This window comes from Amycolatopsis orientalis DSM 43388 (genome assembly GCF_000411975.1).
Lineage (GTDB): Bacteria > Actinomycetota > Actinomycetes > Mycobacteriales > Pseudonocardiaceae > Amycolatopsis > Amycolatopsis orientalis_D.
In genome coordinates, this window is the sequence record NZ_ASXG01000048.1 from 60,389 (window position 1) to 73,030 (window position 12,642).

8 protein-coding genes are annotated in these 12,642 nt (G+C 70.5%); all 8 read left to right on the forward strand.

From position 1 onward, the window contains the following. The first annotated feature begins 1 nt into the window (after position 1). The 8 genes from L942_RS09390 to L942_RS09425 all read left to right on the forward strand — a co-directional run bounded on the left by L942_RS09390 (position 2) and on the right by L942_RS09425 (position 12,514). Complete coding sequence (locus tag L942_RS09390) at positions 2 to 2,104, forward strand: S9 family peptidase (RefSeq protein ID WP_037357616.1); 2,103 nt, start codon at positions 2 to 4, stop codon at positions 2,102 to 2,104. Then, positions 2,104 to 3,057: an LLM class F420-dependent oxidoreductase gene (locus L942_RS09395; protein WP_037357594.1), complete on the forward strand. Its 954-nt coding sequence runs from the start codon at positions 2,104 to 2,106 to the stop codon at positions 3,055 to 3,057. Before L942_RS09390 ends, L942_RS09395 begins: the two co-directional genes overlap by 1 nt. Positions 3,058 to 3,186: 129 nt before the next feature. After that, complete coding sequence (locus tag L942_RS09400) at positions 3,187 to 4,680, forward strand: pyridoxal phosphate-dependent decarboxylase family protein (RefSeq protein ID WP_051165833.1); 1,494 nt, start codon at positions 3,187 to 3,189, stop codon at positions 4,678 to 4,680. Next, positions 4,677 to 5,972, forward strand: coding sequence for a lysine N(6)-hydroxylase/L-ornithine N(5)-oxygenase family protein (locus tag L942_RS09405; RefSeq protein ID WP_037357596.1), 1,296 nt, complete (start codon positions 4,677 to 4,679; stop codon positions 5,970 to 5,972). The genes L942_RS09400 and L942_RS09405 overlap by 4 nt, the downstream gene beginning before the upstream one ends. Next, on the forward strand, positions 5,963 to 7,756 hold the full coding sequence (locus L942_RS09410) for an IucA/IucC family protein (protein WP_037357598.1): 1,794 nt from the start codon (positions 5,963 to 5,965) through the stop codon (positions 7,754 to 7,756). The genes L942_RS09405 and L942_RS09410 overlap by 10 nt, the downstream gene beginning before the upstream one ends. After that, on the forward strand, positions 7,753 to 9,051 hold the full coding sequence (locus L942_RS09415; RefSeq protein WP_037357600.1) for a glutamine synthetase: 1,299 nt from the start codon (positions 7,753 to 7,755) through the stop codon (positions 9,049 to 9,051). The genes L942_RS09410 and L942_RS09415 overlap by 4 nt, the downstream gene beginning before the upstream one ends. Before the next feature lie 22 nt (positions 9,052 to 9,073). Continuing rightward, a complete protein-coding gene (sthA, locus tag L942_RS09420; RefSeq protein WP_037357602.1) occupies positions 9,074 to 10,504 on the forward strand; it encodes a Si-specific NAD(P)(+) transhydrogenase in 1,431 nt (476 codons plus the stop codon). A 75-nt stretch (positions 10,505 to 10,579) separates the two neighbouring features. After that, positions 10,580 to 12,514, forward strand: a complete 1,935-nt coding sequence (locus tag L942_RS09425; protein WP_200862757.1) for an intein-containing Rv2578c family radical SAM protein — start codon at positions 10,580 to 10,582, stop codon at positions 12,512 to 12,514. The last annotated feature ends 128 nt before the right edge of the window (positions 12,515 to 12,642 follow it).

Genomic DNA, 12,642 nt, shown 5'->3' on the forward strand with positions numbered 1-12,642 from the left:
CGTGACCGATTCTGCACTCGACGACGTTCCGTTCCTCCGCCGGCAGGCCCGCACCCAGCGGTTCACTCTGGGCGCGCCCAAGCAGTTCCGGGTCGCCCCGGACGGTTCGCGGGTGCTGTTCCTGCGCAGCGCCACCGGCGCCGACCCGCGGCACAGCCTGTGGTCGTTCGACCTCGCGACCGGCGAGGAGACGAAGCTGATCGACGCGGCCGAGCTGGTGTCCGGCGACGAGGACCTGCCGCCGGAGGAGCGGGCGCGCCGCGAACGGGCCCGGGAGACTGGCGGCGGCGTGGTGGCCTTCGGCGTCGACGACGCGTTCACCGTCGTCACCTTCACGCTGTCGGGCAAGCTGTACACGCTCGACCTCGCGAGCGGCGAGACGCGCATCCTGGTCGACGGGTCGGTGATCGACCCGCGGCCGAACCCGACCGGCACGCATGTCGCGTACGTGCGCGAGCGCCGCCTGCACGTGATCGAGCTGGCGACCGGCGAGGACCGCGTGCTCGTCGGCGAGGACAACGAGGACGTCACGTGGGGGCTCGCGGAGTTCATCGCGGGCGAGGAGATGGACCGCACTCGCGGCTACTGGTGGGCGCCGGACGGGCGCAGCCTGATCGTGGAGCGCGCGGACCGCGGTCCGGTGCCGCGCTGGACGATCGGCGACCCGGCGAACCCGCAGCAGCCGGCGAACGTCGTGGCGTATCCGTCGGCGGGCTCGCCGAACGCGGACGTGTCGCTGGCCGTGCTCGGCCTGGACGGCAGCCGCGTCGATGTGGCCCGAGGTGACTGGGAGTACCTGGTGACCGTGCATTGGTCGGCGGGCGGGCAGCCGCTGCTGGCCGTGCAGCCGCGGGACCAGAAGCGGCTGACCGTGCTGGCGCTGGACCCGTCCGACGGTTCGGTCGCCGAGGTGCACACCGAGACCGACGAGCACTGGGTCGAGATTTTCCAGGGCGTGCCCGCGTGGACCGCGGACGGCAAGCTGGTGGTGGAAAGCGCCGCGGACGGCGACCACCGGCTCCTGGTGGACGGCAAGCCGGTCACGCCGCCCGGGATGCAGCTGCGGATGGTGCTGCACGTCGCCGACGAAATCCTCTTTACCGCTTCGGAAGACGACCCGACGCAGGTGCACCTGTACCGCACCGAAGGCGACACGGTGCGCCGGTTGTCCCCAACGGACGGCGTGCACGTCGGTTCGGGCAGCGCCGCGCTCACCGTGCTGTCCTCGTGGAGCCTCGACCACAGCGGGCCGAGGGTGACCGTGCTGCGCGACGGCATCGAGATCGGTTCCATCGCATCGTCCACTGTGGACCCGGAGATCGTGCCGAACCTGACCTGGCTCACGCTCGGCGAACGTCGGCTGCGCGCCGCTTTGGTGCTGCCGCGCGGGTACGAGCCGGACGAGGGCAAGCTGCCGGTGCTGCTCGACCCGTACGGGGGGCCGCACGCGCAGCGGGTTCTGCAGAGCCGCAACGCTTTCCTCACTCCGCAGTGGCTCGCCGACCAGGGCTTCGCCGTGCTGGTCGTGGACGGCCGCGGGTCGCCCGGCCGAGGACCGGCTTGGGAGAAGGAGATCGCGGGCAAGCTCGCCGACGTCACGCTGGCCGACCAGGTCGACGCCCTGCACGCGGCGGCCGAGACGCACCCCGAACTGGACCTGGAGCGGGTCGCGATCCGCGGCTGGTCCTACGGCGGCTACCTGTCCGCGCTCGCCGTCCTGCGCCGGCCGGACGTGTTCCACGCGGCGGTCGCCGGCGCGCCGGTCACCGACTGGTCGCTGTACGACACCCACTACACCGAGCGTTACCTCGGCAAGCCGGACGACGAACCGGAAAGCTACGAGCACAACTCGCTCATCGCGAGTGCCGGTTCGCTCGAGCGGGCATTGATGATCGTGCACGGCCTCGCCGACGACAACGTCTTCCCGGCGCACGCGCTGCGGCTGTCTTCGGCGCTGCTGGCGAAGGGCCGTCCGCACGTCTTCCTGCCGCTCGCGGGTGCGACGCACATGACGCCGCAGGCCGAGGAGGTCGCGGAGAATCTCATGCGGCTGCAGGTCGAGTGGATCCACCGGGAACTGGCCGCGGCCGGGAAGGAGAGCTGATGTCCCGCTGGGGTTTGACCATTCCGCTCACCGGCGTCCCGCTCGTCGAGCACCGGGCGCTGATCGAGGAGCTGCCGGATCTCGGCTACACCGACGTCTGGAGCGCCGAAACCGCTGGTACCGACGCGTTCACGCCGCTCGCGCTGGCGTCGCAGTGGGCGCCGCAGCTGCGGCTGGGCACCGCGATCGTGCCGGTGTACACGCGCGGTCCGGGACTGCTGGCGATGAGCGCGTCCACCTTGGCGGAACTGGCACCGGGCCGGTTCGTGCTCGGCATCGGAGCGTCGTCGCCGGTGATCGTGGAGAGCTGGAACGCGACGGAGTTCAGCGAGCCGTATCAGCGGACGCGCGACACGCTGCGGTTCCTGCGCTCGGCGCTGGCGGGGGAGAAGGTGACCGAGGAGTACGAGACCTTCTCGGTCAGCAAGTTCCGGTTGGAGCGGGCGGCGGATCCGGCTCCGTCGATCATGCTGGCGGCGCTGCGGCCGGGCATGCTGCGCTTGGCCGCGGGGGAGGCCGACGGAGCGATCACGAACTGGCTCGCCGCGTCGGACGTGCCGAAGGTGCGCGAGGTCGTCGGACCGGACGCCGAGCTGGCGGCCCGGATTTTCGTGTGCCCCACGGAGGACGCGGCAGCGGCGCGCGGGCTCGGCCGGATGCTGATCTCGTCGTACCTCACGGTGCCCGCGTACGCGGCCTTCCACGACTGGCTCGGCCGCGGCGACCAGCTGCGCCCGATGCACGAGGCGTGGGCCGCGGGCGAGCGGAAGAAGGCGAACGAGGTGATCCCGGACGAGGTCGTGGACTCGCTCGTGCTGCACGGCAGCGTCGAATCGTGCCGCGAGCAGGTGCAGTCCTATGTGGACAACGGACTGACCACGCCGGTGCTCGCGGTGCTGCCGACCGGCGGCGACGTCTTCGAACAGGTGCGGGGGCTGGCTCCGCCGCGCTGATCTTGTCCCGAAACGGCCGGTGCTCCCGCGGTGGAGCACCGGCCGTTTCGCGTGGCGTGGCTGCCAGTGGGTGTCCGTCCTGTTGCGCAGGGTAAGGTAAGGCAAGCTTACCCTAAGAAAGGCGGTTCCATGGCGGATGCGCCCTCAGCGCCGGCGGTCTCCGAACCCGGCGTGGCCTCGGCGGAGTGGCTGGCCGGCGGCTCCGGCGGCGCGGACCGGCTGGCCCGGTTGCTTCCCGCGGCGTTGCGCGGACTGGCAGCGGGCACGGCCGAACGCGGCGGTCCCGTTCCGGCAGGCGGCCCGGCCGCGGTGGCGGCGGCCCTCGCCCGCGCCCAGTCCTCCGGACTCGCACGGCACGGCGTCGGCGCCGACCAAGCCCTGGAGGAGCTTTCCGCCCTGCTCGCCGCCGGGTCCGCCGATCCGGCCGACCCGGCGTGTGCCGCGCATCTGCATTGCCCGCCGCTGGCCGTTTCCGTCGTCGCGGACGTCGTCGCCTCCGCGCTGAACCCGTCGATGGACTCGTGGGACCAGGCCCCGGTCGCGAGCGAGATCGAGCGCGAGTTCACCGCCGGAATCGCCCGGCTCTGCTACCCGGACGCGGCCCGTCCGGACGCCGTCATCACCTCCGGCGGCACCGAATCCAACCTCCTCGGTCTGTTGCTCGCCCGGGAATCCGCGGTCACGCGGCCGGTGTGCGGAGCCAATTCGCACCACAGCGTCGCTCGTGCGGCGTGGCTGCTCGGGCTGCCCGCGCCGGTCGTGGTGCCGTGCGCGGACGACCGGATGGTTCCGTCGGCGCTGGCCGAGGCGTTGGCTCCGCTCGGTGCGCAGGCCGTGGTCGTCGCGACCGCGGGCACGACGAACACCGGCCGGATCGACCCGCTCCCGGAGATCGCCGAAATCTGCCGCCGGACCGGAGCGCGGCTGCACGTCGATGCGGCGTACGGCGGCCTCGCGCTTTGCAGCGAAAGCCTCCGCGCTCGCGTCGCGGGTCTGGAACTGGCTGATTCGGTCGCGCTTGACCTGCACAAATTCGGCTGGCAGCCAGTCGCTGCTGGCGTCTTCGCCGCGCGCGCCGAGACCGATCTTCAGGCCTTGACTGTCCGTGCCGAGTACCTCAACGCCGACGACGACACCGAAGCCGGGCTGCCCGATTTGCTCGGCCGTTCGCTGCGGACCTCCCGGCGGCCGGACGCCTTCCGGATGGCAGTGACGCTGCGCGCCCTCGGCATTTCCGGGATCGGCGCACTCGTGGAACGCTGCTGTGCCAACGCTTCCGGCGTGCACGCGATGGTCGAAGACCACGCAGCGCTGCGGGCCTGGGGCGAGCCGGAACTGTCCACAGTGGTCTTCCGTCCGCGGGTGGCGGACGAACTTCCGCGGACGGCGGGAGACGACCTGGTTGCGCAGGTGCGTCGCACGCTTCTGGAGGACGGCACCGCGGTGATCGGTCGCGGCGCACTGCCGACCGGACCGGACGGCGAGGCGCAACTGTGGCTCAAACTCACGCTCCTGCACCCGCACGCCAAGCCCGCCGACTACCGCGCGCTGCTCGACGCGGTGGCCGCGGTCGCGGCTGGTCGGCGCGCGAGCCTGCTGCGGGAAAGCCCGGTCGCGTCGTGAGGCGATACGACCTCGCCGGGGTGGGCATCGGCCCGTTCAATCTGTCGCTGGCTGCCCTGGCGGATCCGCTCGACCAGCTGGAAGTCGTGCTGTTCGACAAGCGTCCCGAGTTCCGCTGGCACCCCGGGCTCCTGCTGGACGGAGCGACGCTGCAGGTGCCGTTCCTCGCCGACCTGGTGACGCTCGTCGATCCGACCAGCCGCCACTCTTTCCTCAACTACCTGCGCGAACGCGGCCGGTTGCTGCCGTTCTACTTCGCCGAGCGCTTCCATCCGCCGCGCGCCGAGTACGACGACTACGGCCGCTGGGCCGCGTCCCGGCTGCCGTCGTGCCGGTTTGGGCACGAGGTCACCGGATTGCGCTGGATCGACCGGGAAGAGGCGTTCGAGCTGACCGTCGACGGTGCGGATCCGGTGCTCGCGGCGGCGGTCGTACTGGGCGTCGGCACTCAGCCGAGCGTGCCGGAACCATTGCGGCCCTTAGTGTTCGCGCCCGATGTACTCGCTCTGCACTCCGCGGATTACCTCACGCATCGGTCGGAACTGATCGCCGCGGATTCGGTGACGGTGGTCGGTTCGGGCCAGTCGGGTGCCGAAGTGGTCCTCGATCTGCTCCGTGCACGCTCCACTGTGGACGCCCTGCGCTGGCTCGCGCGGACGCCGGCGTTCGCGCCGATGGAGTACTCGAAGCTCGGGCTGGAGCAGTTCACCCCGGACTACACGGCGTACTTCCACGGCCTCCCCGAAGCGGTGCGCGACCAGCTTCTGCCGACGCAATGGCAGCTGTACCAAGGCATCGACGCCGAAACCATGGCGGAGATCCACGACGAGCTGTACCGCCGGAGCATCGGCGGCTGGCCGGGTGCCGTGCTGACACCGGGTGTCGAGGTGGTGTCCGCGGCCACCGGTGACGGGATTGAGCTGGGGCTGCGACACGTCCAGCAAGGAACGACCGCGACACACCGGACGGCCGCCGTGGTGGCTGCCACCGGCTACGCGGAAACGCCGACGGGGCCGTTGCTAGCTGGTCTTGGCGACGCGGTCCGCCGTGATGCGCAGGACCGGCTCGTGATCGGTGCCGATTATCGCGTCGAACTCGACGTGCCGGGGCCGTTGTTCGTGCAGAACGCGGAACGGCACACGCACGGCCCCGGCGCGCCGGATCTCGGGCTCGGCGCGTGGCGGGCGGCCGCGATTCTCAATGCGGTCTGCGGAAAACCAGTGTACGACCTGCCCGAGCGGACGGCGTTCACCACATTCGGCCTCAACCAGACGGAGAAACAGTGCCCCTGACCGACGATGCCGCCTGGCGCGCCGCTGGTTCGCTTGTCACGCACAAGATGCTCGGCGAGCTGTCCTACGAAGCGATGCTCGTGCCGGAGCCCGGTGAACCGACCCGCGCGGGACACCGCAGCTGGCACCTCGATCTGCCCGACGACGTTTCGTATCGCTTCGAAGCACGCCGAGGCGCGTTCGAGTCGTGGACAGTGCTGCCCGGCAGCGCGGTCCGAATCGCTGGCGGTGTGGAGGCTCCGGCGGACGACCCGCGCACGTTGGTCGTCGACGCGCGCGAACCACTTGGACTCACCGGTCTGCGGCTGGCCGACGTCCTCGCCGAACTGACCTCGACAGTCGCCAACGAGGCAACCCGGCTCCGGCGCGCACCGACCGCCGCCGCACTGTCCACGATGGACTACAACCTCGCCGACGGGCACCTCACCGGCCACCCCCGGCTGGTGCTCAACAAGGGCCGGGTCGGGTTTTCCGCCCGCGACCGCGCGCGTTACGCGCCCGAGTCCGGCGTGGACATCCGGCTGCGCTGGTACGCGGTGCACCGCGATCTCGCCCAGTTCCGCAGCGTGGCCGGTCTCGACGCGGAAACCCTCCTGCGCGAGGAGCTGGACGACCGCACTCGGGCCGAGTTCGCCGCCTGCACGGCGCAGCTCGGCGCGCTCGCCGACTACGTCTGGGTGCCGGTGCACCCTTGGCAGGCCGACGAAATCCTCGGCACGCTCTACGCCGCCGAGCTGGCGACCGGCCGGATGGCGGAACTGGGGGAGAGCGGCGACGTCTACCGTCCGCATCAGACAGTGCGGACCCTCGCCAACCGCTCCCGCCCGGACCGGCGCGACGTGAAAACCGCGGTCTCCGTGCGGAACACGCTCGTCTACCGCGGCCTGAACTCCGCTGCGACGCTCGCCGGGCCGTCGGTCACCGAATGGCTGCGCCGGATCGACGCGGCCGACCCGCTGCTGTCCGAGAAGTACCGCTTCGAGTTGCTCGGCGAGGTCGCGAGCGTGTCGGTGCGGCATCCGCTGTTCGGTTCGCTGGAAGAGCTGCCGTACCGGTTTCACGAAACGCTCGGTGCGTTGTGGCGGGAGCCGCTCGTCGCCCGGCTCGTCGAGGGCGAGCAGGCGATCTCGTTCGCCGCGCTGCCGTACCGCGATGGGGCCGGCGAGACCGTGCTGACCAGGCTGATCATGCAGTCCGGTGAAGGCACGGAGGCATGGCTGTCGCGGCTGTTCGACCTGCTGCTCACGCCGCTGCTGCACTGGCTGCTCCAGTACGGCGTCGGATTCTGCCCGCACGGCCAGAATCTCGTGCTCATCGTGGACTCGGACGGTCGTCCGCTGCGCATCGCGATCAAGGACTTCGCGCAGGGAGTCGACCTGCTGGACGAGGAACTGCCCTGCTACGCGGACCTTCCGCCGGACGCCGCCGCCGACATGCTGCGCTGGCCCGCGCACCTGCTCGCGCAGTCGCTGTTCAGCTCGGTTTTCTCCGGGCAGCTGCGGTTCTGGGCGGAACTGCTGCTGGACGACCTCGGTTTCGCGCGTGGCGGCTTCTGGGCGCTGGTACGCGAGGTGGTCGGCCGCTACCGCGTCGAAAACCCCGAGGTGGCGCATCGGTTCGACGCCTGCCGGCTGTTCGCGCCGGACGTCGAGCGGGTCACGCTCAACCGCGAGCATCTCGCCGGCGAGGGCTTCGACAAGGTGGAACGCGACGACGAGTTCGACGTCCGCTGGGGCCGCGTGCCGAACCCGCTGCACGCGCCCGATCCGGACGGTGCCTGGTGAGTCCATTCGACCGTCCGGTCGGCCCGCGATCGCTGGCCGTGCGTGCCGAAGCGGGCTGGGCAGCCGCGGAAGTGCTGCGTCGAGCGCTGGCCGAGGACGGTGCTCGGCTGGTGCTTCTGGTTCCTGATCCGCATGCGCGGTTCGCGGCGGTCGAGCTGGCCGCGCCGTTCGCCGCCGAAGTCCTGGACAGCGGATACGGCGTGTGCAGCTACGTTTTCGCCTGGACGCCGGAGCGCGAGCCGCTGCCGGAGGCCGGCCCGCTGAAGCCGTATCTCGGCGGGTTCGGCGACCTGCGCGTGCGGCTCGATGCGGCGACAGCGTTTCCGCTTGGCGACCGGACGTGGGCGGTCGTCGGGGACGCGGAGTTTCCGTCCGGCGAACCGGCTGGGCTCGCGCCGCGGACCGTGTTGCGGAGCAAGCTGGCGCGGTTGGAGGAGCACGGCCTGGTTCCGTCGATCGGGATCGAGCACGAGGTGGTCTTCCGTACCGCACAAGGAGAACCGCTCACCGGGCACGGCGTGGACTACGCTCTCGGCGGCACCGAACGCCTCGCGCCGCTCCTGGCGGATCTGCGGGACGCGACGGCCGGTCTCGGCGTGGAATCGGCGCGGGCGGAGTGTCATCCGGGCCAGTACGAGGTCGTCCTGCGGCACCGGGACGCGCTCGCGGCCTGCGACGACGCGTTGCTCCTGCAGATGCTGACCCGCCGGGTGGCCGCGCGGCACGGTGCGCAGGCCGACTATCTGGCCGCGCCGGAATCCGGGCAGGGAAATTCGTGCCACGTCCATCTGTCCCTGTCCACTTCGGACGGTCTGGCCGAGTTCGCGCTGGGAGCTTTTCTGGCCGGGGTGATGCGGGACGCGCGTGCGTTGTCCGCGGTGTGGGCGCCGACGTGGAACAGCTACGTTCGGCTCCGCACCGCACCGTTCTCGCCGCGTGAACTCCGCTGGGGGCCGGACGACCGGACGGCCTCGATCCGGTTGTGCGGGAAGTCGCGGCTGGAGTTCCGCTTCGCCGGCGCGGACGCTCAGCCGCATCTCGTCGTGGCCGCGTTGCTCGCTGCCGGTACCGCTGGCCTGGCCGAACAGTTGAAACCGCCCGAGGCGGGTGCGCTGTGCGGGCAGCTGGCGTCGTCGCCGTGGGAAGCACTGGAGCTGCTCGAGGAGGGACGGGTCGCGGAGTTGCTGGGGGAGGACGTCGCCGGGCAACAGGCCGCGTTGCTGCGCGAGGAACTCGACGCCGCGCTCGGATCGGTCACCGAGCTGCACCGCCGCCGGGGCGCGTTGCGCTCGTGAAGACTTGCGCTGACCGGCGGCGATGCGCAGGCTCAGTGCCGTGAGCGAATACGAGTACGACCTCATCGTCATCGGCTCGGGCCCGGGAGGGCAGAAAGCCGCCATCGCGGCGGCCAAACTGGGGAAGAAAGTCGCCGTCGTCGACCGGCAGGAGATGGTCGGCGGCGTGTGCGTCAACACGGGCACCATTCCGTCCAAGACACTGCGCGAAGCCGTGCTGTACCTGACCGGGATGAACCAGCGCGAGCTGTACGGCGCGAGCTATCGGGTGAAACAGGACATCACGATCGCCGACCTGATGGCACGTACGCAGCATGTCATCGGGCGTGAAGTGCAGGTCGTGCGCGCGCAGCTGCTGCGCAACCACGTCGACCTGATCAGCGGCGTCGGCTCGTTCGCCGACCCGCACACCGTCCTCGTCGACGGCAAACACCGCGGCGACCGGCGCACGATCACCGGCGACTACGTCGTGATCGCGACCGGCACCCGTCCCGCGCGTCCGGACCACGTCGATTTCGACGCCGCGCGGGTGCTCGATTCGGACGAGATCCTGGCGATGGAGGAGATCCCGTCCTCGCTGGTCGTGGTCGGCGCGGGCGTGATCGGGATCGAGTACGCGTCGATGTTCGCCGCGCTCGGTTCGCGGGTGACCGTGGTCGAGCAGCGCGACCAGATGCTCGACTTCTGCGATCCGGAGATCGTGGAATCGCTGAAGTTCCAGCTGCGCGACCTCGGCGTCACGTTCCGGTTCGGGGAGAAGGTCGCGAACGTCGCGGTCTCCGACGACGCCACCGTCACGACCTTGGTCAGCGGCAAGCGGATCCCGGCGGACGCGGTGATGTACTCGGCCGGCCGGCAGGGCATGACCGATGCGCTGGCGCTGGAGAACGCGGGCCTCTCGGCGGACCGGCGCGGCCGGCTGGAGGTCGACGAGCACTACCGGACGTCGGTCGAGCACGTGTACGCGGTCGGGGACGTGATCGGGTTCCCAGCGCTGGCGGCGACGTCGATGGACCAGGGCAGGCTCGCCGCGTACCACGCGTTCGGGGAACCGGCGAACGACATCGGGGCGTTGCAGCCGATCGGGATCTACACGATTCCGGAGATCTCGTACGTCGGCGCGACCGAGGCGCAGCTGACGTCGTCTTCGGTGCCCTACGAGGTCGGCATCTCGCGCTACCGGGAGCTGGCACGCGGCCAGATTTCCGGGGACAGCTACGGGATGTTGAAGCTGCTGGTGTCGACCACGGACCGGAAGCTGTTGGGAGTGCACGTCTTCGGCACCGGCGCGACCGATCTGGTGCATATCGGCCAGGCGGTGATGGGCTGCGGCGGCACAGTGGATTACCTGGTGGACGCGGTCTTCAACTATCCGACGCTGTCCGAGGCGTACAAGGTGGCCGCTCTCGACGCGACGAACAAGATCCGCGCTCTGGAGCGGTTCGCCGGTTAGCTCCCGCCTCGCTCGTTCGAGCGGTGTTCGAACATATGTTTGACAGTGCTTTAGAACATGTGTTCGACTGTAGGGGTGCGTTGGGAACAGTTGCGAGCGGGGAAGGAGGAGCCGGCACTCCCCGGTCTCGGTGCCTTCGGGGACGTGGTGCGCTCGGTGCGCGCGCCGGAGTTCGGCGGCGTCACCTTTCACGAGGTGCGCGCCCGGTCCGTGCTGAACCGGGTGCCCGAATCGTCCGCGGTGCCGTTCCGGTGGTCGGTCAATCCGTATCGCGGGTGCTCGCACGCGTGCACGTACTGCCTCGAGGGCGACGCGCCGGTGCTGATGGCCGACGGCCGCGCGAAGCCGATCGCGGAGCTGCGCGTGGGCGACCGGATCATGGGCACGCGCGGACACGGCGTCGCACGCCGGCTCGTGCCCACCGAGGTGCTCGCGCACTGGACCACGGTGCGCCCGGCGTACCGCGTCACGCTCGACGACGGCACCCGGATCGTCGCCGGGCCGGATCATCGATTCCTCAGCGCACGGGGTTGGAAGTACGTCACCGGCAGCAAACTCGGCACCGCGCAAAGGCCGCACCTCGAACGCGGTACGGAACTTGTTGGCACCGGCCGCTTCCTGCGCACGCCGGACGACACGCTCGGCTACCGCGCCGGATACCTGTGCGGAATGCTGCGCTCCGGCGGTTTCGCCGCGGAATCGGACGCCGCCGCGCGGGCCCTGGCGTACCTGCCCGATTTCGGCTCTTCCGTGGGCTTCATGCGGATCCCGCGCGAACCAGATGCCCATTGGGCGCGCGGATTCCTGGCCGGACTCTTCGACCTCGCCGGCGGCTACCGGCGCGGCACGCTCTCCATCGCGCACGACGAGAACGAAGTCGTGGACATGCTGTTCGCCGCGCTGGACCGGTTCTCGTTCAGCTACGACACCGTCGGCCACCGCGAACATCCCGGTCGCAGGCAAGCGAAACTCACCGGCGGAACCGGCGAGGTGCTGCGCTTCCTGCACCTGGTCGACCCGGCGGTCGAATGGAAACGCTCCCTGGACGGCACCGTGATCGGCGGAGTCCGGCGCACAGTCGCGAGCGTCGCGCCGACCGGGCTGGAGCTGCCGCTGTTCGACATCACGACGGGCACCGGCGACTTCATCGCCGACGGGATGGTGTCGCACAACTGCTTCGCCCGCAACACGCACACGTATCTGGATTTCGACGCGGGCCGGGATTTCGACACCCAGGTCGTGGTCAAGGTCAACGCCCCGGAAGTACTGGCCGCGCAACTGAAACGGCCGAACTGGCAACGAGAACCGGTCGCGATGGGCACGAACACCGACCCGTACCAGCGCGTCGAAGGCCGCTACCGCCTGATGCCGGGGATCATCCGCGCCCTGGCCGATTCCGGTACGCCGCTGTCGATCCTCACCAAAGGCACCATGCTCAGCCGGGACCTGCCGCTGCTGGAGTCGGCGGGAAGGGAGGTCCCAGTACACCTCGCTGTGTCGCTGGCCCTCCTGGACGGCGACTTGCAGCGTCGGCTGGAACCCGGCACCCCGACCCCGCGAGCCCGGCTGGATCTGATCCGCAAAGCCGCCGCAGCGGGTCTGCCGTGCTCCGTGATGGTCGCGCCGGTGCTGCCGTACCTCACGGATTCGCCGGATGCCCTGGACCCGCTTTTCTCCCAACTCGCCGACGCCGGGGCGACCCGGGTGACGGTCCTGCCGCTGCACCTGCGACCAGGCGCGCGGGAGTGGTTCGCCGCGTGGTTGAAACGGGAGTACCCCGAGCTGGTCCCGCGATACCGACGCTTGTACGCGAAGGGAAGCTACGTCGACCGCGGCTACCGAGAACGGCTGGCCACAGTGGTCGCCCCGCTGCTTCGACGGCACGGCCTGGACCCACGGGCACCTCGTGCGCATGCGGAAACCCGGACGGAATCGGTTGCGCCAGGGGAGACGGATACGGAGGTGCCAGAGCAGCGAATGGAGGAGGCGGAACAGTTGCAGCTCCTGTGACGTGCCTGCTTCGGCGAGTCGGAACGGGCGAGGCTGCCTCGGGAGCCGGGAGCCGGGAGCCGGGAGCCGGGTGCCGGGTGCCGGGTGCCGGGTGCCGGGTGCCGGGTGCCGGGTGCCGGGTGCCGGGT